Raw genomic sequence first — 22,184 nt, forward strand, 5'->3', positions numbered from 1 at the left:
GTCGCGTGCGCCGCGCTACAATGCAGCAATAAGCGCTGGGGATGATCCCGCTGGATTAGTCAAATATCCCTGCAAGATGCCGCAATAAATTCCGAATTTCCCAGAAGTTAGCCGGTGAGAGTGCCCATGAACCCAGGTCTGTACCAACCCGAGCAATTCAAGGACAACTGCGGCTTCGGTCTGATCGCCCACATGCAGGGCCAGCCGAGCCACCATCTGCTGCAGACCGCCATCGAGGCGTTGACCTGCATGACCCACCGCGGCGGCATCAACGCAGACGGCAAGACCGGTGACGGCTGTGGTTTGCTCATGCAAAAACCTGACCGTTTTCTGCGGGTGCTGGCCGCCGAGCAGTTTGGCGTGCACCTGCCCGAGCAGTATGCGGTCGGCATGGTGTTCCTCAATCAGGATGCAGCGCGCGCCGCTTACGCCCGCGAGGTGCTGAACCGCGAGATCCTCGCCCAGGGCCTGACGCTGGTCGGCTGGCGCGTGGTGCCGGTAGACACCTCGGTGCTCGGTCGCCTGGCGCTGGAGTGCCTGCCGCGCATCGAGCAGGTGTTTGTCAGCGGTGAAGGGCTTGATGATGCGCAGATGGCCATCAAACTGTTCTTCGCCCGCCGCCGCGCCGAGGTGGCACTCAAGGAGGATGCCGACTTCTATGTGTGCAGCCTGTCGGCCAAGGACATCATCTACAAAGGCCTGATGATGCCGGCGGATCTCGCCAGTTTCTTCCCGGATCTTGGCGATCCGCGCCTGGAAACCGCGATTGCGGTGTTCCACCAGCGCTTCTCCACCAACACCCTGCCGCGCTGGCCGCTGGCCCAGCCGTTCCGCTTCCTGGCGCACAACGGCGAGATCAACACCATCACCGGCAACCGCAACTGGGCGGTGGCGCGGCGCAACAAGTTCGCCAACGAGCTGCTGCCCGGCCTTGAGGACATCGCGCCGCTGGTCAACCGCACCGGCTCCGACTCCTCGAGCATGGACAACATGCTCGAACTCTTGGTCACCGGCGGCATGGACCTGTTCCGCGGCCTGCGCATGATCATTCCGCCGGCCTGGCAGAACGTCGAGACCATGGATGTCGAGCTGCGCAGCTTCTACGAATACAACTCCATGCACATGGAGTCCTGGGACGGCCCGGCCGGCGTGGTGCTGACCGACGGTCGCCATGCGGTGTGCCTGCTCGATCGCAACGGCCTGCGCCCGGCGCGCTGGGTCACCACCAAGAATGGCTACATCACCCTGGCCTCCGAGGTCGGCGTGTGGAACTACGCCCCGGAAGATGTGATCGCCAAGGGCCGCGTCGGCCCGGGGCAGATCCTCGCCGTGGACACCGAAACCGGTCAGGTGCTGCACACCGCCGACATCGACAACCGCCTCAAGTCGCGCCACCCATACCGTCAGTGGCTGCGTCAGAATGCCCTGCGCATCCAGTCCAGCCTGGACGATGATCAGGGTGGGCCGCTACTGGAAGGCGAGGCGCTCAAGCAGTACATGAAGCTGTTCCAGGTCACCTTCGAGGAGCGTGACCAGGTGCTGCGTCCGCTGGCCGAACAGGGTCAGGAGGCAGTCGGCTCGATGGGCGATGACACGCCGATGGCAGTACTGTCCCAGCGGGTGCGCTCGCCCTACGACTACTTCCGCCAGCAGTTCGCCCAGGTCACCAACCCGCCGATCGACCCGCTGCGTGAGGCGATTGTCATGTCGCTGGAGACCTGTCTGGGCGCCGAGCGCAATGTGTTCGAGGAGACCGCCGAGCACGCCAACCGCACCATCCTCAACACCCCGGTGATCTCGCCAGCCAAGTGGCGCACCTTGATGCACCTTGAGCGCCCGGGATTCGAGCGCGAGATCATCGACCTCAACTACCAGCCTGACGAAGGTCTGGAAGCTGCCGTGCGGCGCATCGCCGATCAGGCCGAAGCGGCGGTACGTGCCGGCAAGGTGCTGCTGGTGCTTTCCGACCGGCAGATCGCGGCGGACAAACTGCCAGTGCATGCCGCGTTGGCCGCCGGGGCAGTGCATCATCGCCTGACCGAGACGGGCCTGCGCTGCGACAGCAACATCCTGGTCGAGACCGCCACCGCGCGCGACCCGCACCACTTTGCGGTGCTGATCGGCTTTGGCGCCACCGCGGTCTACCCCTACCTGGCTTACGAGGTACTAGCCGACCTGATCCGCAGCGGCGAGGTGCTTGGCGATCTGCGCGAGGCCTACAAGAACTACCGCAAGGGCATCTCCAAAGGCCTGCTGAAGATCCTTTCCAAGATGGGCATCTCCACCGTGGCCTCCTACCGCGGCGCCCAGCTGTTCGAGGCCATCGGCCTCTCGGACGAGGTGGTCGAGCTGTGCTTCCGTGGCGTGGCCAGTCGCATTCAGGGCGCGCGTTTTGCGGACCTTGAGGCCGAGCAGCAGCTGCTGGCCCGCGAGGCCTGGAATCCGCGCAAGCCGATCCAGCAGGGTGGTCTGCTCAAGTTCGTGCATGGCGGCGAATACCACGCCTACAACCCGGACGTGGTGCGTCTGCTGCAGGAAGCCGTGCAGCAGGGCGACTACGCGCGCTTCCGTGAGTACAGCGCGCTGGTCGATCAGCGCCCGGTGTCGATGATCCGTGACCTGCTCAAGGTCAAGCCGGTCGAGCAGCCGCTGGCGCTGGAGCAGGTCGAGCCGCTCAGCGCGATCTTCAAGCGCTTTGATGCCGCCGGCATCTCCCTCGGCGCGCTGTCGCCGGAGGCCCACGAGGCACTGGCCGAGGCGATGAACCGTCTGGGTGCGCGCTCCAACTCCGGCGAGGGCGGTGAGGATCCGGCCCGCTACGGCACAGTCAAGAGCTCGAAGATCAAGCAGGTGGCCACCGGGCGCTTCGGCGTCACCCCCGAGTACCTGGTCAACGCCGAAGTGCTGCAGATCAAGGTCGCCCAGGGCGCCAAGCCCGGTGAGGGCGGCCAGCTGCCGGGCGGCAAGGTCAACGGCCTGATCGCTCGCCTGCGCTACGCGGTGCCCGGCGTGACCCTGATCTCGCCGCCGCCGCACCACGACATCTACTCGATCGAGGATCTGGCGCAGCTGATCTTCGACCTCAAGCAGGTCAACCCGCAGGCGCTGGTCTCGGTCAAGCTGGTCGCCGAGCCGGGCGTTGGCACCATCGCCGCCGGCGTGGCCAAGGCTTATGCCGATCTGATCACCATCTCCGGCTACGACGGTGGCACCGGCGCCTCGCCTTTGACTTCGATCAAGTACGCCGGCTCCCCGTGGGAGCTGGGCCTTGCCGAGGCACACCAGACCCTGCGCGGCAACGACCTGCGCGGCAAGGTGCGGGTGCAGACCGACGGCGGCCTGAAGACCGGCCTTGACGTGATCAAGGCGGCGATCCTCGGCGCTGAGAGCTTTGGCTTTGGCACCGCGCCGATGATCGCGCTGGGCTGCAAGTACCTGCGCATCTGCCACCTGAACAACTGCGCCACCGGCGTGGCGACCCAGAATGATGCGCTGCGCAAGGAGCATTTCATCGGCACCGTCGAGATGGTGATGAACTTCTTCACCTTCATCGCCGAGGAAACTCGCGAGTGGCTGGCCAAACTGGGCGTGCGCAGTCTCGCCGAGCTGATCGGCCGCACCGATCTTCTGGAAGTGCTGCCGGGGCAGACCGCCAAGCAGGGCAATCTGGACCTGACCCCGCTGCTCGGCAGCGATCACATCCCGGCCGACAAGCCGCAGTTCTGCGCGGTGGAGAAGAACCCGCCGTTCGACCAGGGCCTGCTCGCCGAGCGGATGGTCGAGATGGCGCTGCCGGCGATCGAGGCCAAGCAGGGCGGTGAGTTTGTGCTGGATCTGTGCAACTGCGACCGCTCGATCGGCGCGCGCATCTCCGGGGAGATCGCCCGCCGCTACGGTAACCAGGGCATGGTGGACGCACCGATCAGCTTCCGCTTCAAGGGCACCGCCGGGCAGAGCTTTGGCGTATGGAACGCCGGTGGCCTCAACCTCTATCTGCAGGGTGATGCCAACGACTACGTCGGCAAGGGCATGACCGGCGGCAAGATCGTCGTCACCCCGCCGACCGGCAGTCTGCTCAAGAGCCAGGAGTCGGCGATTGTCGGCAACACCTGCCTGTACGGCGCGACCGGCGGCAAGCTGTTTGCGGCGGGCACCGCGGGTGAGCGCTTCGCGGTGCGCAACTCCGGTGCTCACGCGGTGGTGGAAGGCACCGGCGATCACTGCTGCGAGTACATGACCGGCGGGTTTGTCTGCGTGCTGGGCAAGACCGGCTACAACTTCGGCTCGGGCATGACCGGCGGCTTTGCCTACGTGCTGGATGAGGACAACAGCTTCTTCGATCGGGTCAACCATGAGCTGGTCGATCTGCAGCGCATCAGTGGCGAGGCGATGGAGGCCTACCGTACCCACCTGCGCCGCGTGCTGGTCGAGTACGTCGAGGAAACCGCCAGCGCCTGGGGCCGCGAGGTGCTGGAAAACCTTGACGACTACAGCCGGCGCTTCTGGCTGGTCAAGCCCAAGGCCGCCAGCCTCAAGACCCTGCTGTCCAGCACCCGCGCCAACCCGCAGTAAGGCCGCGCCCGGCCGTGGCCGCCACGCACCTGCGGCCCGGTCACCCAGATGAGTTTCACAGCCGCAGGCGCGACCTGCGGCTGCTGCCAAGAGGTTCTGATATGACTGAGCGTCTGCATAACGACTTCCAGTTCATCGAGGTCGGCCGCAAGGATCCGAAAAAGAAGCTGCTGCGCCAGCGCAAGAAGGAGTTCATCGAGATCTATGAACCCTTCAAGGCCGAGCAGGCCACCGAGCAGGCGCATCGCTGCCTGGAGTGCGGCAACCCGTACTGCGAGTGGAAGTGCCCGGTACACAACTTCATCCCCAACTGGCTGAAGCTGGTTTCCGAGGGCAACATCCTCGCCGCCGCCGAACTCAGCCACCAGACCAACACCCTGCCGGAAGTCTGCGGCCGCGTCTGCCCGCAGGATCGCCTCTGCGAGGGTGCCTGCACCCTGGCCGACGGCTTTGGCGCGGTGACCATCGGCTCGGTGGAGAAGTACATCACCGACACCGCCTTTGCTATGGGCTGGCGTCCGGACATGTCCAAGGTGGTGCCGACCGGCAAGCGTGTGGCGATCATCGGCGCAGGGCCGGCCGGCCTTGGCTGCGCCGATGTGCTGGCGCGCAACGGCGTGACCCCGGTGGTGTTCGACAAGAACCCGGAAATCGGCGGGCTGCTGACCTTCGGCATCCCCGAGTTCAAGCTGGAAAAGCACGTGATGAGCCACCGCCGCGAGGTGTTCACCGGCATGGGCATCGAGTTCCGTCTCAATACCGAGGTGGGCAAGGATGTGACCATGGAGCAGCTGCTGGCCGACTACGATGCGGTGTTCATGGGCATGGGCACCTACACCTACATGAAGGGCGGCTTCCCGGGTGAGGATCTGCCCGGCGTGTACGACGCGCTGGATTTTCTGATCGCCAACGTCAATCGCAACCTCGGCTTTGAGAAGTCGCCGGCCGATTTCATCGACATGGCCGGCAAGCAGGTGGTGGTGCTCGGCGGGGGTGACACGGCGATGGACTGCAACCGCACCTCGATCCGTCAGGGCGCGCAGAGCGTGACCTGCGCCTACCGCCGTGATGAAGAGAACATGCCCGGCTCGCGCCGTGAGGTGAAGAACGCGCGGGAGGAGGGGGTGAAGTTCCTCTTCAACCGTCAGCCGATTGCCATCGTCGGCGAGGGCCGGGTGGAGGGCGTCAAGGTGGTGGAAACCCGCCTCGGCGAGCCGGATGCCCGTGGCCGGCGCAGTCCCGAGCCGATCCCGGGCTCCGAGGAGATCCTGCCGGCGGATGCGGTGGTGATCGCCTTTGGCTTCCGCCCAAGTCCTGCGCCGTGGTTTGCGCAGTTCGGCATCCAGACCGACGACTCCGGCCGGGTGATTGCACCGGAGCAGGGCGCGTTCAAGTTCCAGACCAGCAACCCGAAGATTTTCGCCGGTGGCGACATGGTGCGCGGCTCGGATCTGGTGGTGACCGCGATCTTTGAAGGTCGTCAGGCCGCCGAGGGGATTCTCGATTACCTGAACGTCTGAGCCGGCGAATCCCGCGCCACCCGCGACAAAAGGCACGGCACCCGCCGTGCCTTTTGCTTTGCGCAGGCGGCGGACGCTTTGCGACAATGCCGGCCTGACTTTCCCCGGAGGCCGTGATGACCGCCCTGAAGAACGACCGTTTCCTGCGTGCCCTGCTCAAGCAGCCCGTCGATGTCACCCCGGTGTGGATGATGCGTCAGGCCGGCCGCTACCTCCCCGAATACCGCGCCACCCGCGCCAAGGCCGGTGACTTCGTCAGCCTGATGAAGAACCCGGAGCTGGCCTGCGAGGTGACCCTGCAGCCGCTGGATCGCTACCCGCAGATCGACGCGGCGATCCTGTTCTCCGACATCCTGACCATCCCCGATGCCATGGGCCAGGGCCTGTATTTCGAGACCGGCGAGGGGCCGCGTTTTCGCAAGATCATCCGCAGCCTGGCCGATATCGAGGCGCTGCCGATCCCCGATCCCGAGCAGGATCTGGGCTATGTGATGGATGCGGTGCGCACCATCCGCCGCGAGCTGAACGGCCGCGTGCCGCTGATCGGCTTCTCCGGCAGCCCCTGGACGCTGGCCACCTACATGGTCGAGGGCGGCTCCAGCAAGGATTTCCGCCAGTCCAAGGCGATGCTCTACAGCGACCCGCAGGCGATGCACGCGCTGCTGGGCAAGCTGGCAGATTCGGTGACCGCCTACCTGAACGGGCAGATTCGCGCCGGCGCGCAGGCGGTGCAGATCTTCGACTCCTGGGGCGGTTCGCTATCGGCTGCGGCCTATCAGGAGTTCTCGCTGGCCTACATGCAGAAGATCGTCAACGGGCTGATCCGTGAACACGAGGGCCGGCGCGTGCCGGTGATCCTGTTCACCAAGGGCGGCGGCCTGTGGCTGGAGTCGATGGCCGAGACCGGTGCCGAGGCGCTGGGGCTGGACTGGACCTGCGATATCGGTCAGGCCCGTGCCCGGGTCGGCGACAAGGTGGCCCTGCAGGGCAATATGGACCCGAGCGTGCTATACGCCACACCCGCGGCGATCCGTACCGAGGTGGCGCGCATCCTCAAGGCCTATGGCGCCGGCTCAGGCCATGTGTTCAACCTCGGGCATGGCATCACCCCGCAGGTCGATCCGGCCCATGCGGCGGCCTTCTTCGAGGCGGTTCATGAGCTGTCGGCGCCTTACCATGCGTGAGTGAGCCCGCGCCGTCCGGTGCCGGTTATTCCGCTAACGCCGCAGCCCGCAACGGCTGCGGCGTTGTTGTTTGTGGGCGCCGGGCACCGTGCTTCGGGCGCCGTGCTCAGCCAAGGTCCGCGGCGATCGAGAAGCTGCGCTGGCGCAGCTCAGGCTCATAGATATCGCCGGTGAAGATCAGCTCATCGGCGCCGGTCTGCTCCAGCAGCACCTCCAGACGCGCCCGCACCTTATCCGGGCCGCCAATCACCGCGAGCCCCAGAAACTCGCCGACCGCCTGCTGCTCGTGGGGCTGCCAGAGCGGGGCCATCGACGTGACCGGCGGGCGCAGCGCGGTGTTCTCGCCCCGCAGCAGGCACAGCACCCGCTGGTAGGCGGTGGTGGCGAGCAATGTGGCTTCCTCGTCGCTGGGTGCGGCGATCAGCGGCACGCCGATCATTACATGGGGCTTATCGAGCACGGCGCTGGGCTGGAAGTGCTCGCGGTATACGGGACAGAAGGCTCATCGACGCTCCAATCAAAAGGACAGGGTGCAGGCTCAGGCGGCCGGCGGCGCGAGGCGGGCCAAGTGCACGCCCACCGCCAGCGCGATCAGCAGCAGGGCGGTGATGAACAGGCCGACGCCCCACCAGCCGGCCTGCTGCCAGAACAGTCCACCCAGGGTGCCGGCAATGCTGGAGCCTAGGTAATAGCTGAACAGGTACAGAGAGGCGGCCTGGCCGCGGGCCTGACGGGCACGCTGGCCGACCCAGCTGCTGGCCAGCGAGTGGGCGGCAAAGAAGCCGAAGGTGAACAGCAGCATGCCGCACAACACCAGCCACAGCGCACTGGCCAGGGTCAGCAGCAGGCCGGCGAGCATCACCAGGATCGACGGCCAGAACACCCGGTGCCGGCCAAGCCGGTCAGCGAGGATCCCGGCCTGGGTCGAGCTGTAGGTGCCGGAGAGGTAGACCAGCGACAGCAGCCCGACCAGGCTCAGGCTCAGCTGATAGGGCGCCTCCAGCAGACGGTAGCCGATGTAGTTGAACAGGGTGACGAAGCTGCCCATCAGCAAAAACGACTCGAGAAACAGCCACGGCAAGCCCCGATCGCCCAGATGCTGGCGCAGGCCGGCCAGCAGGGTGGCCGGATGCAGGGCCAGCGGCTGAAAGTGCCGCGAAGCCGGCAGCAGGCGGGCGAACAGCAGCGCGGCGAGCAGCGCCAGGGCGCCCAGCGTGGCGATCGCCGCCTGCCAGGAGAGGTAATCGACCAGCACGCCACTCAGCAGGCGGCCGCTCATGCCGCCCAGTGCATTGCCGGAGATGTACAGGCCCATCGCCAGGCCCAGATGCAGCGGGTGGATCTCCTCGCTGAGGTAGGACATCGCCACCGCCACCAGCCCACTCAGCGAGGCGCCGAGCAGGGCGCGCATCAGCAGGAAGCTGCTCCAGCTGGGCATCAGCGGGCCGAGCAGGGTGCAGAGTGCGGCGGCCAGCAGCGCGCTGACCATCACCGGTTTGCGGCCGATGGCATCCGACAACGGGCCGGTGAACAGCAGGCCGATGGCCAGGGCCAGGGTGGTCACGGAGAGCGCCAGGCTGCTCTGCGCCGCGCTCAGGGCAAAGTGCGCGGCCAGCACCGGCAGCATCGGCTGCACGCAGTAGAGCAGGGCGAAGGTGGCAAACCCACCGGCAAACAGCGCCGCGCTGGTGCGGCGAAAGGCCGGTGTGTCCTTCTCGATGTACAAGGGCTCGCCCATGGTGGCTCCCGGTTTGGCGGCAAAGGCGCTGCGGACGCATTCTCGCCGCTGCGGTGACGAGCGGCGAGTGGTTTCGACTAGACTGCGTCGATACCTGTATTGGCAATCGGAGGAATCGATGCGACGTGTGGTTTTCAATCAGAAGGGCGGCGTGGGCAAATCCAGCATTGCCTGCAACCTGGCGGCGGTCAGCGCCGCAGAGGGCTACCGGACCCTGCTGATCGACCTGGACAGCCAGGCCAACTCCACCCATTACCTGACCGGGCTCAGTGGCGCAGACATTCCGCTCGGCATCGACGACTTCTTCCGTCAGGTGCTGGCCGGCAGTGCCGGCAAGAAGCCGCGGGTGAAGATCCTCAACACCCCGTTTACCAACCTCGATGTAGTCTCCGCCGGGCAGGAGCTTGCCGATCTGCAGCCCAAGCTCGAGCAAAAACACAAGATCAACAAGCTGCGCAAATTGCTCGACGAGCTGGCCGAGGACTATGAGCAGATCTATATCGACACGCCGCCGGCGCTGAATTTCTACACCATCTCAGCGCTGATTGCCGCCGACAAGGTGCTGATTCCCTTCGACTGCGACAGCTTCTCCCGCCAGGCACTGTACGGGCTGCTCGCCGAACTCGACGAGCTGCGCGAGGATCATAACGAGGCGCTGCAGGTCGAGGGCATTGTGGTCAATCAGTTCCAGCCGCGCGCCGCGCTACCCCGGCAGATGCTCAGCGAACTGCAGGCCGAAGGGCTGCCGCTGCTGCCGGTGTACCTGCACAGCTCGGTGAAGATGCGTGAATCCCATGAGGTGTGCATCCCGCTGATCCATCTGGATCCGCGCCACAAGCTGACCGAGCAGTTCGTCGCCCTGCACGCGCACCTCACGGGCTGAGCTGCTCAGGGCACCAGCAGCAGATCGCAGGGCGGCTCGCGCAGCCACTGCAGCGCCAGGCTGCCGAGCAGGGTATCGCTCAGCGCGCCGCGGCCGTGCTGACCGAGTGCCAGCAACTGCGGGGCGGTTTCCGCCAGCACCTGCTGCAGGCACTGCTCACGCTCACCGGCGCGCCAGCACGCCTGTAGGCGGGGGGCGCTGGCGGGCAGGTGCCGCACTTCCTCGGCTAGCAGGGTGTCGAACAGGTCACGCTCAAACGCCAGTGCGGCCGGATCATCATCGGCCTGCAGGCGCGCCACTTCGTGGATATGCAGCGCCTGCAGGCGGGCTTCCGCGGTCAGCAGTGAGGCGCTCAGCTGCAGGGCGCGGCTGGCACAGGGCGAAAAGTCCAGCGCGGCCAGCGCGGACTGCCAGGGCGCGGACTGGACCGCCAGCAGCAGCGGCACCGTGCAGCGCTGGGCGATCTGCTCCAGCGTGGTGCCGGCAAAGCCCTCGGCGACCGCGCGGTGGTGGCGCCCGACCAGCAGCAGGTCTGCCTCCAGACTGTGCAGTGCGCTGAGCACTTCAGGCACCACGGCGCCGTGGGCGATGTGCAGGCGCGCCTCGATGCCGTGTGCACTGTTCAGACGATCACTCAGCTGTGCCCGCACGGCGCCCAGCTCATCCTGCTCGCCACGGACATGCAGCAGCGTCAGGCGCGCGCCCAGCTGATGGGCGAGCGCTACGGCGCGTTGCAGGGCCAGATCGGCTTCAGCGCTGAGGTCATGGGCGATGAGTAGGTGCTTGAGCATGGGGCAGGGATCGTCGTGAAGGGGCATTCAGTATGCCTGAACCGGCTCACGATGGTCTGGGGCGGGCGCCCTGGATGAATGCAGGGCTTGGTGTAGCGCCGATCAAGGGCGGGCCGTTAGGATGCCGCCCGCGGCCGTGCGAACAGGTACGGCCGCATCCTCCTAACCGATGGTTTGCACAAGGAATCTCATCATGCTGCGTCTTGCCGCGCTGTTTGCCACCGCATTGCTGCTCAGTGGCTGCTCGGGCGTACCGTTTGTGCCGTGTATCTAAGGCATCGCTGGCGCCGCCTCACAGCGGCGTCAGCGGCCAGAACAGCGGGATCACCAGGCTTGCGACCAGCCAGAGCAGGATGTTCAGCGGAATGCCGATCCGCAGAAAATCACTGAAGCGATAACCACCGGCGTTGTACACAAAGGTATTGGTCTGATAGCCGATCGGGGTGGCGAAGCTGGCGCTGGCAGCGAACATCACCGCGACCACAAAGGCCCGCGGATCCACCCCCAGATGCTCGGCCATGCCGATGGCAATCGGCGTGACCAGCACCGCCACCGCGTTGTTGGACAGTATCTCGGTGAAGATCGAGGTAAAGAGGTAGATGAGCGACAGCATCAGCAGCGGCCCGGCCCAGGGCAGCCAGCCCATGACGTTTTCCACCAGCAGCCGCACCAGCCCGACCTTGTCCATCGCCACACTCACCGCCAGCATGCCGAAGATCAGGCTGAGGATCTTCCAGTCCACCGCCTTGTAGGCGTCGTCCACATCCAGGCAGCGGGTGGCCAGCACCAGCGCGGTGCCGATGATTGCCAGCCCCTCGATCGGCATGATGCCGAGTGCAGCCAACAGCATCACCGCCGCGGTGGTCAGCAGGGCAATCGGTGCCTTTTCGCGGCGATAGCTGCGCTCCTGCACGGCATTCAGGCTGATCAGCTCGCCATTGTCGGCAAAGCGCTTGATCTGCGCCGGCGTGCCCTCGACCAGCATCACATCGCCAAACTGCAGCTGGAAGTCGTCGAGATTGCCCTGGATGTTTTCGTCCTGTCGGTGCACCGCCAGCACGTTGATGCCGTAACGGGCGGTCAGGTCCAGATCGCGCATTGGCCGGTGGCTGTAGCGCGAGTTGCGCCCGACGATGGCCTCGGCCAGCACCGCGTCCTGATCGCTCAGGGTCTCGAAGGCCTCGCCGGTGTTGAAGGTCAGGTGATTGCTGCCGCGCAGCTCCAGCACATCGCTGACCTGGCCATGCACCAGCAGCAGGTCACCGGTCTGCAGGACAAAATCATGGGCCGGCCGGCTGATCTGCTCGCCACCGCGCTCCAGTTGCAGCACCTGCAGGCCGCTGCCGCCGTTGAGGTTGGCCTCGGCGATGCTCTTGCCGATCACTGGCGAGCTGCCGGGCACCCGCAGCTCGCTCATGAAGGTGCGCTCAAGGTCCGGGCGCAGCTGCTTGGAGAGGGTTTCCCGCGCGGGTAGCAGGCGCTTGCCGATGGTCAGCAGGTAGAGCATGCCGACGGCGGCAAGGATCAGTCCGGCGCCGGTGATCTCGAACATGCCAAATGGCTCGATGCCGGCCTTGCGCGCCACGCCATCGACCAGGATGTTGGTGGAGGTGCCGATCATGGTCAGGCTGCCGCCGAGGATGGTGGCGTAGGAGAGCGGAATCAGCAGCTTGGAGGGCAGGGTGCCAGCCCGCTTGGCCAGCGCAATCGCCACCGGGGTGAGGATCGCCACCACCGGGGTGTTGTTGAGAAACGCGGAGACCACCAGCGCGGTGATGGTGATGCCGGCCAGCACCCGGGTCGGGCTGGTGCCGACCCGCTCACCCAGCCAGTTGCCCAGCGTGTCGATGCAGCCGGTGCGCTCAAGGGCCGCGGAGAGCACGAACATGCAGGCGATGGTGATCGGCGCCGAGTTGGACAGCACGCCCAGCACTTCCCGGGGTTCGAGCAGCCCGCTGATCAGTAGCGCCGCCACGGCAATGGCCACGACGATGTCTGGGCTCCACTTCTCGCGCACAAAGGCGAACAGGATCCACACCAGCAGGGCAGCGACGAACCAGAGGGACAGGGATTCCGGGAGCATGGGCATCCTTGGAGCGAATCTCGGGAGGGGTAGCAAACCGGCGCAGCGCGCACGGCACCGGCAAAGATAAGAGCCTCGCCTTAGATCGTCCAAGAATGTTTGGGAAGGTTTATATGTATTTTTGGCTGGTCAGGCGCCGCCACAGAAGGGCACCTGACCTGCGTGTACTTCACGAGGAACAGCTGATCGCCAGATGCTTGCCCCAGTGCGGCGGGCGCTGCGCGTAGTGCTGCAGGGCCGGCTGCTCATCGAAGGGCCGGCTCAGCACGGCGTGCAGTTCGCGCACCGGGGCGTAGTCACCCTGCTCGGCGGCTGCGATGGCCTGCTGGGCCAGATAGTTGCGCAGCAGATAGCGTGGATTCACCGCGTGCATCCGCGTGCGGCGCTCCGCCTCGGATTCGGGCGATTCGTGGCTCAGGCGGGTGAGGAAGTCGCTACTCCAGGCATCAAAGCCGGCCAGATCGACGAAATCCTCGCGCAGGACGCGCAGCGCCTCGGCGGCCGGCTGATCGCCCAGGCGGCGGAAGAACAGGCTGTAGTCCACGCCGCCCTGCTGCATCAGGGCCAGCAGGCGCTGGATCAGCACCTCATCGCCACTCTCGGCCTGGCGCAGGCCCAGCCGGCGGCGCATGCGATCCAGGTATACCGCCTGGTAAAACGGCAGGAACAGCGCCAGTGCCGCGCGCAGCGCCTCGACCGGCGCCAGCGGGGTGAGGGCCTGGGCCAGCGCCGAGAGGTTCCAGTGGGCAATCGGCACCTGATTCTCGAAGCGGTAGCGGCCGCTGTCGTCGGAGTGGTTGCAGATGTGCCCGGCGTCAAAGTCATCGAGAAAGCCGTAGGGGCCAAAATCGAAGCTCAGGCCGAGCAGCGACATGTTGTCGGTGTTCATCACTCCGTGGCAGAAACCGTAGGCCTGCCACAGCGCCAGGGTCTCGGCGCTGCGCTCGACCACCTCGGTGAGCAGCGCCGCCACCGGCTGCTCCGCCTCGCGGCAGGCCGGGAAGTGGCAGTCCAGCGCATGCTCGACCAGCTGGCGCAGGGCGTCGTGCTGGCGGGTGTAGTAGAAGAACTCGAAGTGCCCAAAGCGCAGGTGGCTGGGCGAGAGGCGCAGCAGGGTCGCGGCGCTTTCCTGACGCTCGCGCCAGACCGGGGTGCTGGAGGCCACCACGCAGGCCGCCCGGGTGGTGGGAATACCCAACGCCGCCAGGTACTCGCTGGCGAGAAACTCGCGGATGCTGCTGCGCAGCACGGCGCGGCCATCGCCCATCCGCGAGAACGGCGTGGAGCCGGCGCCCTTGAGGTGCAGGTCCCAGTATTCGCCCCGGCTGTTGAGCACCTCGCCGAGCAGTAGCCCGCGCCCATCGCCAAGCTGCGGGTTGTAATGGCCGAACTGATGCCCGGAGTAGACCATCGCCCGGGGCTCGGCGCTGCTCCACAGCTGCTGGCCGGCGCACAGCGCGGTGAACTCGGGGCGCTCGGCCTCTTGGGGGGGCAGATCCAGCAGCGCCAGGGCGCTGGCGCTGGCCACCACCAAGCGCGGCTGCTCCAGCGGGTCGGGCAGCACCGCGGTGGAGAAGGTATCGCCGAGGCGGGCGAAGCGGTTGTCGAAGGTCAGCTGGTCGAGGGTCTTCACGGCGTGTCCTGAGTCGGTGCCGCGCTGGGCAGCGGTTGTTCCTTGACCAGCTGCAGCTGCTGGCCGGCGGCATTCTTGATGAACACATCCAGCTGGCGGAAGGCGATCTCGATGCCGTGTTCGCGGAACTGCCGGTCGATCTCGCGGTTGATCTCGTCGATCGCCGGGTTGCGGTCGCCCAGCTCGCGCACATGGATGCGCAGCTCATGATCGAGGGTGCTTTCGCTGAAGGTCAGGAACAGCACCTGCGGATCCGGCTCCTTGAGCACCCGGGCGTTGCTGCGGGCGATCTCCAGCAGCAGGCGACGCACCTGCTCCAGATCCGAGCCATAGGCCACCCCGACCTTGATGGTCACCCGCGTCACGGTGTCGCTCAGCGACCAGTTGATCAGCTGGCTGGTGATGAATGTCTTGTTGGGGACGATAATTTCCTTGCGGTCGAAATCGGTGATGGTGGTGGCGCGGATGCGGATCTTGCTCACCGAACCGGACAGGTTGCCGATGGTCACCACATCGCCGATACGCACCGGGCGCTCGAACAGAATGATCAGGCCGGAGATGAAGTTGGCGAAGATTTCCTGCATGCCAAAGCCGATCCCCACCGACAGTGCCGCGACCAGCCACTGCAGCTTGTTCCAGCTCAGCCCCAGGGTGGACAGGGTGCTGACCAGCCCGAAGGCCATGATGCTGTAGGAGAGCAGGGTGGTGGTGGCGTATGCGCTGCCCTGGGCCAGCTGCAGGCGCGAGAGCACCAGCATCTCCAGAAGGCCCGGCAGGTTGCGGGCCAGCACCACGGTCACCGCCAGAATCACCAGCGCACCCAGGAAGTCACTGAGGCTGATCGGCACCACAGTAACCTGCTCACCGTTGACGCTGGTGTAGTCGTAGAGGGTCACCGAGTCGAGGTAGGTGAAGACCGCCAGCAGATCGGCCCAGACCAGATAGAACAGGCCGACGAAGGCGAGGATCAGGGTCAGGCGGGTCAGGCGCAGAGACTGCTGGTTGATCTGCTCCAGTGCCAGGGTCGGCTCGGCGAGGGTGTCACCGCTTTCGGCCCCCTCCAGTGCCTGGCTGAGGCGGCGCGCCTCGGCGCGCTGCAGGGCCAGCCGGCCAGCGGCCACCGCCAGACCGCGGATCACCGTGGCCTGCAGCACCACCCACACGGCGATGATGTAGAGGGTATCGAGCAGGCGGCCGGTCAGTTTGAGGGCGGTGTAGTAGTAGCCCGAACCGACCAAGAACACATGGGCCAGCGGCAGGCCGACCAGCAGCAGGGCGGCGATAAAGTGCACGATGCGCGAGCCGAAGAACGGCGGCTGGCTGAGCATGATGCGCAGCAAGATGGCGCTCATCAGCAGGAAGCCGGCCAGCACGATGAAGATTCCCAGCACGTCCTCGGCCAGTCCCGAGAGCTGCTGCTCGGCAATGCTCACCACCAGCACGATCGGCATCACCACTAGACCCAGCTTGCGTACCTGACGATAGAGCGTCTGCACCTGCTCGGGGGGCCAGCGGAAATGCTGCTCGGCGACACTGCCCGGCGCGAGCAGGCGGTAGACCACGCCGAACACCAGCAAGGCCAGCGACAGCTTGAGCAGCGCCGCGCCGAACACCGTGGTGCTCTCTTGAGGGTCCTGAACCAGTAGCACGCCGCAGGCGGCGATGATCAGCGGCAGGGGCAGTACCAACAGCAGATGGCAGCCGATCGCCAGCGGGGTGGCCAGCTGGTTATCGCGTCCCGGATGGTGGACCTTCTGGCTGATCTGATCGAGCTGCGCGCGCAGCCAGCGCCGCCCGCTGAGCAGCAAACCGAGCAGCAGCACCAGCGGCACGAACAAGAGCGGCTGGGCGAGCAGGCCCTTGCCCACGGCCGTGGCACTGCTCATCACCGGCAGCGCCTCAAGCTGGCGCTGCAGGCGCTGGGGCACCTCCTGGAACCAGTCCAGATCCAGTGGCTTGTTGCTGGCAATCCAGAACATCTGCTCGTCCAGGGTGCGGCTCAGGGCGGCGCTGGTGGCCAGCAGCTCCTTCTGGTTGAGCTGCAGGGTGATGGCCTGCGTCAGCAGGTTGCCTAGCTCGGTGTTCAGCCGGTCCAGAAGTTCCAGGCGGCCACGTACCAGCTGGTCCAGCTCAAGGCGCAGGTCGTCGCTGACACTGCCTGCCGGCTGGCTGGCCAGCAGGGTGTCGATGTACTGCGCTGGGTTGGCGATCTCGGCGCGGCGCTGGTTGAGCTCGAACTGGTAGAGGCGCAGGTCGGCAATCTCATCGGCCAGCTTGGCGTAGATGCTGACCTTGGGCAGGGCGTTCTTTTGCTGGTAGAGGATGCGGGTCAACAGCAGGCTGCCCTGCAGCACGGCGATCTGCTCATCGAGAGCCTGGGCGGTCTGCTTGAGGCTGTCGAGCTGCTGGCGGGTTTCGATGTTGCGCCGCACCAGCACATTGGCCCGCTCGGTGGCCTTGAGCAGGTAGTCGCTGAGCGCCAGGTTCAGCTCCGACTGGGTGAGCAGCAGGCTGCCGCGCGGGTTGCCCTGACTGTCGCGGGTGAGCTGGGCGGCGGCCTCGACCGACTCGGCGCGGCGCTTGTCGTTGAGGGTGTTCTGCAGGGCCAGCACCTCGGCTTCCCGCTGGGCGACCTGCTGGGCCAGCAGGTCGCGCTGGCTGCTGGAAAGATCCTGCAGCACGCTGTTGCTGGCCAGCTCCTCGCTGCGCAGCCGCGAGAGCGTCTCCAGCGCAGCCAGCTCGGCGCGCAGCATGTTCTGCTGCTCGATCGGCATCACCACGCCCTTGTCGCGCACCGACTTGAGGGTGTCCTCGATGGCCCGGCTGCGCACCTGGTTGGCGCTGAGCTCGCTCTGGGCGCGCTCGGGGCGGGTCTGCGCCTCGATCAGCGCATTGGCTGCCTGGGACAACTGCTCCTGCTGTTCACCGAGGCGCTGCAGGCGCTCGGCCAGCTGGCGCTCCAGCGCCTCGATCGGCTGCGTCGCGTACTCGGTGAGCAGCGCAGCAGGGTCCGGCGCCGGCAGGGCGGCGCGTTCGCGCTGGGCGCTGGCAATCTGCGCCGGCGCGGCCTTCAGGCGCTGGCGCAAGGCCTCGATCTGCTGCTCGGCGCTGCGCAGGCGCTCCAGGTGTTCGAGGGTTTTCTGCAGGCTGTCCTGCAGCAGGCGCTGCTCGGCCTCCGGCAGCTTGCGTGCCTCCAGCGTTTCCAGCTGGCCGCGCACCTGCTCTGCCGTGGGCAGTCCCGCTGATAACTGGGCGATCGCCTGGCCTGAGCCAAGCAGCAGGAGCAGCAGAAGGGGAAGCAGGCGCGCTAACAGCATGACGAAGGGTTCCAGAGCAAAAATGAGGGAAGACGCAGCCATCTAGCCGGATAAGTCGGGGCATCAGAGGAGCAGGCCGGCACCCGGCGGCTTGCCGCCGGGAATGCGCAGGCCGACCTTGCGGACACGCTTGCCATCCATCTGCGCCACCGTCCAGATCAGCCCGGCCCATTCGACTTGGTCGCCCACCACCGGTTCCCCGCCGATCCGCTCGGCCAGCAGCGTGGCCAGGGATTCGTCGGCCGCCAGCCCGTCAAGGCTCAGGCCATACAGGGCGGCAATCGCGCCAAGCTGGGCGTCGCCCTCAAGGATGAAGTCACCGAAGAAGCGCAGGTCACGCTGCGGCGCCTCGCTGAACAGTTTGCCAAGTGCTTCCAGATCGTACTCATGGCCGATCACACAGAGGATGTCGCCGGCCTCCAGACGGGTGCTGCCGCTGGGGTGCAGCAGCTCCTTGCGGCGAAATAGCGCGGCGATGCGGGTGCCTTCTGGCATCTTCAGCTCACGCAGCGGCGCACCGACGCACCAGCGATCCGCCCGCAGGCGATAGATGAACAGCTCCCACTCGCTGGTCGGGTGGATCTGCAGGCCGGCGCGGGAAATCGGCGAGGGCTGCGGCGGCACCTCGACCCGCGCCTTGCGGGCCGCAAACGGCAGGGTGCTGCCCTGCAGCAGCAGCGAGACCAGCACGATGAAGAACGCCACGTTGAAATACAACTGCGCCTGGGGCAACCCCGCCATCAGCGGGAAGACCGCAAGGATCACCGGCACCGCGCCGCGCAGGCCGACCCAGCCGATGAACAGCCGCTCGCGCAGCGCGAAGCTGCGAAACGGTGCCAGGCCAATGAACACCGCCAGCGGCCGGGCGACGAAGATCATCCACAGCGCCAGAGACAGCGCCGGCAGGGCGATCGGCAGCAGAGCGTGCGGGGTGAGCAGCAGGCCGAGCACCAGGAACATGCCGATCTGGCTGAGCCAGGCCAGGCCATCGAACATGTGCAGGATGCCGTGGCGGTTGCGGATCGGCCGGTTGCCCAGCAGCAGGCCGCAGACATACACCGAGAGAATGCCGCTGCCGCCCAGCGCACTGCTGATGGCAAACAGCAGCAGCCCGCCACTGACCGCCAAAAGCGGGTACAGGCCATCGGCCAGGCTGATGCGGTTGATCAGCTGTTGCAGCAATGCGCCGCCGGCCAGGCCGATCAGGATGCCTAGACCGAACTGCTGCAGCAGATCCAGCAGGAATCCCCAGCCAAAGTCGCTTTGCCCGGACGCGAGCATGCCGATCAGCGCGACGGTGAGGAACATCGCCATCGGATCGTTGCTGCCCGACTCGATCTCAAGCGTCGCCCCGACCCGCTCATTGAGGCCCTTGCCATTGAGCAGGTTGAACACCGCCGCCGCATCGGTCGAGCCGACGATGGCGCCGATCAAAAGGCCCTGCAGCGGGCTCAGATCGAACAGCCAGGCGGCCATCAGCCCGGTCATCCCGGCCGTCAGCGCCACCCCCAGGGTGGCCAGCGAGAGCGCCGGCCACAGCGCCACCCGGAAGGTCGCCACCCGGGTACGCATGCCGCCATCGAGCAGGATCACCGCCAGCGCCAGGTTGCTGACCAGATACGCCAGCGGGTAGTTATCGAAGGCGATGCCGCCGATGCCATCCTCGCCGGCCAGCATGCCGACGCCCAGAAAGATCACCAGCACCGGGATGCCGATACGGGCTGAAACGGCGCTGACCAGAATGCTGGCGCCGACCAGCAGGGCGCCGATCAGGAGCAGGCTGTTGATGGTGACGGCATCCAAGGGGCAATCTCCGAAGGCACGCAGGCGGGAAGGGCGCACGCCGAGCGTGCCGTGTCGATTCTACCTGTGGATGCCGTGGCGGTTGATAAAAACTGCCGCTGTGAGCGGCCGCCGGCGCGCACGGCTCTGCGCCGGGCAAGCCGGCTGGTAAACTCGCCCGCTGTTTGTTCCTGCCCCGGATATCGTCGATGAACTACCGCCACGCCTTTCACGCCGGCAATCATGCCGATGTGCTCAAGCACGCCGTGCTGTGCCGTCTGCTGAACCTGTTGACCCGCAAGGACAAGCCGCTGGCTTGCCTGGACAGCCATGCCGGCATTGGCCTGTATGACCTGCTCGGCCCCGAGGCCCAGAAGACCGACGAATGGCGTGAGGGCATCGGTCGGCTGTGGCTGGCCGAGGATCTGCCGCCGATCCTCGCCGAGTACCGCGAGCAGGTGCGCGCGCTCAACCCGGATGGCGCGCCGCGCTACTACCCAGGCTCCCCGGAAATCGCCCGCGCGCTGAGCCGCGAGTGCGACCGGGTGCTGCTCAATGAAAAGCACCCCGAGGACGCCGCGCTGCTCAAGGACAACATGGCCGGCACGCGGCGAGTCAAGGTGCAGCAGGCCGATGGCTGGCTGATGCCCAAAGCGCTGTTGCCGGTGGCGGAAAAGCGCGCGCTGCTGCTGATCGATCCACCGTTCGAGGAGGTGGGGGATCTGGAGCGCTGCGTCGAGGCGCTGAAGACCGCCATCGCCCGCATGCGCCAGACGGTGGTGATGATCTGGTATCCGATCAAGGACGAGCGTCAGCTCAAGCGTTTCTATCAGGATCTGGCCAAAAGCGGCGCGCCCAAGTTGCTGCGCGCCGAGCTGTGGGTGCATCCCATCGACAACCCGGCGGGCCTCAACGGCTCGGGGCTGGCGATTGCCAATCCGCCGTGGCCGCTGGAAGAAGAGCTGCCGGGACTGCTCAGCGATCTGGCGGGCCGATTGGCGCAGAGCGAGGGCGGCTGGCGGCTGGACTGGCTGATCGAGGAGCGCTCAGGCGCTTAAGCCTGCTTTAAGCCAGACCGGGGAAGATGCGCTCCACACCCACTCAACGGAGCTCTTCCCCATGAAAAAACTGCTGCTGCCGCTGGCCCTGCTGATCGCCAGCCCGCTGGCCCTGGCCAAGACCGAATGCACCACCGCCGAGCGTTCCACCTGGCAAGACGCCGAGGCCTTCCAGGCCAACCTGCGCGATCAGGGCTACCAGATCAAGAAGTTCAAGGTGACCGAGGGCAACTGCTACGAGATCTACGGCTACGACGCCGAGCAGCGCAAGGTCGAGATCTACTTCAATCCGGTCAGCGGCGAAGCCGTCAAGACCAAGATGGCAGACTGAGGCCATGAGCGCCGCCACCGTTCGCCTGTGGGATCCACTGATCCGGGTGTTTCACTGGTCTCTGGCCGGGACTTTCGTGGCCAACTACGCACTCAATGAAGCAGGCGAGCGCTGGCATAACTGGCTTGGCTACTATGCGCTCGGCTGGTTGCTGGTGCGCCTGGTCTGGGGCTTTATTGGCACGCCGGCGGCGCGCTGGGCGGACTTCTGGCCGACCCGTGCGCGCCTGCTGGCGCACTGGCGGTCGCTGCGCGGTGGCCGGCCGATGCATCGTCTGGGGCATTCCCCGATCGGCGCCCTGGTGATGATCCTGATGATGCTCTGCATCCTCGGCCTTGGCGTCAGTGGTTTTCTGATGACCGAGATCGACTACTTCTGGGGTGAAGAGCTGCCCGAGGAGATTCACGAAGCACTGGCCAACACCCTGGCCGCGCTGGTGGGGCTGCATGTGGCGGCGGCGCTGCTGGAAAGCCTGCGGCTTAAAGAAAATCTGCCGCTGTCGATGATCACCGGTCGCCGTCGTCTGCCGCCGGACGAGCACTGAATAGCTTCTTAAAAGCCCCGGTCGATCCCGTCGGCCGGGGCTTTTTTGTGTGCGTTCAGTCAGCGTGGGCGACGGTGGGCAGGCACACCCCGGTGCCGCGGAGTCCGCAGTAGCCGTTGGGGTGGCGTGCCAGATACTGCTGGTGATAGCCCTCGGCGTAGTAGAAGGGCACATCTTGGCGGATCTCGGTAGTGATCGCCCCAAGACCGGCCTGCGCCAGCGCCTGGGCGAAGGCTTCGGCACTGGCCTGCGCCTCGTGCAATTGCTGAGCGCTGCTGCAGTAGATCGCCGAGCGGTACTGGGTGCCGACATCATTGCCCTGACGCATGCCGCTGGTCGGGTCATGCGATTCCCAGAACACCTTGAGCAGCGCGGCCAGCGAGGTCTGCGCCGGATCGAACACCACCCGCACCACCTCGGTATGCCCGGTCAGGCCGCTGCACACCTCCTCATAGGTCGGATTCGGCGTGAAGCCGCCGGCGTAACCCGCGGCGGTCACCCACACCCCCGGTTGCTGCCAGAAGCGCCGCTCGGCGCCCCAGAAACAGCCCATGCCGAACTGGATGTCCTCGAATCCCTGCGGAAACGGCGCCTGCAGCCCATGCCCATTGACCAGATGGGCGGCAGGCACGGCGACGGGCGTGCTGCGCCCGGGCAAGGCCTGTTCGGCGCTGGGCAGGGCCTGCTTGTGGACGAGAATCTGTGAGCGCAGAACCATGATGCTCTCCTGAAATGGACGGCTTGGGAC

At 66.2% G+C, this 22,184-nt stretch carries 14 protein-coding genes and 1 pseudogene; 7 read left to right on the plus strand and 8 right to left on the minus strand.

Annotation, left to right across the window (positions count from 1 at the left end):
• Window positions 1–126 precede the first annotated feature (126 nt).
• From gltB to hemE, 3 genes are all read left to right on the plus strand, one after another.
• Window positions 127–4,572 carry a glutamate synthase large subunit gene (gene gltB / locus MXC11_RS03660; protein ID WP_250005498.1) on the plus strand — a complete coding sequence of 1,482 codons (4,446 nt, stop codon included), beginning with the start codon at window positions 127–129 and terminating at the stop codon, window positions 4,570–4,572.
• A gap of 101 nt (window positions 4,573–4,673) precedes the next feature.
• Window positions 4,674–6,092, plus strand: coding sequence for an FAD-dependent oxidoreductase (locus tag MXC11_RS03665; RefSeq protein ID WP_250005501.1), 1,419 nt, complete (start codon window positions 4,674–4,676; stop codon window positions 6,090–6,092).
• Window positions 6,093–6,208: 116 nt separating this feature from the next.
• Window positions 6,209–7,276 carry a uroporphyrinogen decarboxylase gene (gene hemE / locus MXC11_RS03670; RefSeq protein ID WP_250005504.1) on the plus strand — a complete coding sequence of 356 codons (1,068 nt, stop codon included), beginning with the start codon at window positions 6,209–6,211 and terminating at the stop codon, window positions 7,274–7,276.
• 106 nt (window positions 7,277–7,382) lie between these two features.
• Here hemE and MXC11_RS03675 read toward each other — a convergent pair.
• Both MXC11_RS03675 and MXC11_RS03680 read right to left on the minus strand, forming a co-directional pair.
• Window positions 7,383–7,766: pseudogene (locus MXC11_RS03675) on the minus strand (LLM class oxidoreductase); the annotation flags it as partial.
• 48 nt (window positions 7,767–7,814) lie between these two features.
• A complete protein-coding gene (locus MXC11_RS03680) occupies window positions 7,815–9,014 on the minus strand; it encodes an MFS transporter (protein WP_250005507.1) in 1,200 nt (399 codons plus the stop codon).
• A 118-nt stretch (window positions 9,015–9,132) separates the two neighbouring features.
• Between MXC11_RS03680 and MXC11_RS03685 the strand changes: the two genes are divergently transcribed.
• Window positions 9,133–9,897, plus strand: coding sequence for a ParA family protein (locus MXC11_RS03685; RefSeq protein ID WP_250005511.1), 765 nt, complete (start codon window positions 9,133–9,135; stop codon window positions 9,895–9,897).
• 5 nt (window positions 9,898–9,902) lie between these two features.
• Here MXC11_RS03685 and MXC11_RS03690 read toward each other — a convergent pair whose 3' ends face one another.
• From MXC11_RS03690 to MXC11_RS03710, 5 genes are all read right to left on the minus strand, one after another.
• Window positions 9,903–10,715, minus strand: a complete 813-nt coding sequence (locus MXC11_RS03690) for a universal stress protein (RefSeq protein WP_250005514.1) — start codon at window positions 10,713–10,715, stop codon at window positions 9,903–9,905.
• 265 nt (window positions 10,716–10,980) lie between these two features.
• On the minus strand, window positions 10,981–12,771 hold the full coding sequence (locus MXC11_RS03695; RefSeq protein WP_250005516.1) for an SLC13 family permease: 1,791 nt from the start codon (window positions 12,769–12,771) through the stop codon (window positions 10,981–10,983).
• Between the two features lie 169 nt (window positions 12,772–12,940).
• Window positions 12,941–14,404: a protein adenylyltransferase SelO gene (gene selO / locus MXC11_RS03700; RefSeq protein ID WP_250005518.1), complete on the minus strand. Its 1,464-nt coding sequence runs from the start codon at window positions 14,402–14,404 to the stop codon at window positions 12,941–12,943.
• Window positions 14,401–17,721: a mechanosensitive channel MscK gene (gene mscK, locus MXC11_RS03705; RefSeq protein ID WP_250005520.1), complete on the minus strand. Its 3,321-nt coding sequence runs from the start codon at window positions 17,719–17,721 to the stop codon at window positions 14,401–14,403. The genes selO and mscK overlap by 4 nt, the downstream gene beginning before the upstream one ends.
• 63 nt (window positions 17,722–17,784) lie before the next feature.
• Window positions 17,785–19,524, minus strand: coding sequence for a potassium/proton antiporter (locus tag MXC11_RS03710; protein WP_250005521.1), 1,740 nt, complete (start codon window positions 19,522–19,524; stop codon window positions 17,785–17,787).
• A gap of 188 nt (window positions 19,525–19,712) precedes the next feature.
• On the opposite strand from MXC11_RS03710, the gene MXC11_RS03715 reads away from it, so the two are divergent.
• From MXC11_RS03715 to MXC11_RS03725, 3 genes are all read left to right on the plus strand, one after another.
• Entirely contained in the window at window positions 19,713–20,561 is an 849-nt protein-coding gene (locus MXC11_RS03715; protein ID WP_250005537.1) for a 23S rRNA (adenine(2030)-N(6))-methyltransferase RlmJ, read from the plus strand.
• A gap of 61 nt (window positions 20,562–20,622) precedes the next feature.
• Window positions 20,623–20,892, plus strand: a complete 270-nt coding sequence (locus MXC11_RS03720; protein ID WP_250005540.1) for a PepSY domain-containing protein — start codon at window positions 20,623–20,625, stop codon at window positions 20,890–20,892.
• Between the two features lie 4 nt (window positions 20,893–20,896).
• Window positions 20,897–21,436: a cytochrome b/b6 domain-containing protein gene (locus MXC11_RS03725; RefSeq protein ID WP_250005544.1), complete on the plus strand. Its 540-nt coding sequence runs from the start codon at window positions 20,897–20,899 to the stop codon at window positions 21,434–21,436.
• A 55-nt stretch (window positions 21,437–21,491) separates the two neighbouring features.
• Here MXC11_RS03725 and msrA read toward each other — a convergent pair whose 3' ends face one another.
• The gene (gene msrA, locus MXC11_RS03730) at window positions 21,492–22,154 is read right to left on the minus strand and encodes a peptide-methionine (S)-S-oxide reductase MsrA (protein ID WP_250005546.1); all 663 of its coding nucleotides are present in this window, start codon (window positions 22,152–22,154) and stop codon (window positions 21,492–21,494) included.
• Window positions 22,155–22,184: the final 30 nt, after the last annotated feature.

This window comes from Pseudomonas eutrophicaquae, assembly GCF_023544715.1.
In the GTDB taxonomy this organism is placed as follows: domain Bacteria; phylum Pseudomonadota; class Gammaproteobacteria; order Pseudomonadales; family Pseudomonadaceae; genus Geopseudomonas.

Bases quoted from the DNA above. Each gene is read 5' to 3' on its own strand.
- mscK (WP_250005520.1), bottom strand. From the start codon at position 17,721: ATGCTGTTAGCGCGCCTGCTTCCCCTTCTGCTGCTCCTGCTGCTTGGC.
- MXC11_RS03690 (WP_250005514.1), bottom strand. From the start codon at position 10,715: ATGCCCCTTCACGACGATCCCTGCCCCATGCTCAAGCACCTACTCATC.
- MXC11_RS03680 (WP_250005507.1), bottom strand. From the start codon at position 9,014: ATGGGCGAGCCCTTGTACATCGAGAAGGACACACCGGCCTTTCGCCGC.
- MXC11_RS03725 (WP_250005544.1), top strand. From the start codon at position 20,897: ATGAGCGCCGCCACCGTTCGCCTGTGGGATCCACTGATCCGGGTGTTT.
- hemE (WP_250005504.1), top strand. From the start codon at position 6,209: ATGACCGCCCTGAAGAACGACCGTTTCCTGCGTGCCCTGCTCAAGCAG.
- MXC11_RS03720 (WP_250005540.1), top strand. From the start codon at position 20,623: ATGAAAAAACTGCTGCTGCCGCTGGCCCTGCTGATCGCCAGCCCGCTG.
- msrA (WP_250005546.1), bottom strand. From the start codon at position 22,154: ATGGTTCTGCGCTCACAGATTCTCGTCCACAAGCAGGCCCTGCCCAGC.
- MXC11_RS03715 (WP_250005537.1), top strand. From the start codon at position 19,713: ATGAACTACCGCCACGCCTTTCACGCCGGCAATCATGCCGATGTGCTC.
- MXC11_RS03665 (WP_250005501.1), top strand. From the start codon at position 4,674: ATGACTGAGCGTCTGCATAACGACTTCCAGTTCATCGAGGTCGGCCGC.
- gltB (WP_250005498.1), top strand. From the start codon at position 127: ATGAACCCAGGTCTGTACCAACCCGAGCAATTCAAGGACAACTGCGGC.
- MXC11_RS03695 (WP_250005516.1), bottom strand. From the start codon at position 12,771: ATGCTCCCGGAATCCCTGTCCCTCTGGTTCGTCGCTGCCCTGCTGGTG.
- MXC11_RS03685 (WP_250005511.1), top strand. From the start codon at position 9,133: ATGCGACGTGTGGTTTTCAATCAGAAGGGCGGCGTGGGCAAATCCAGC.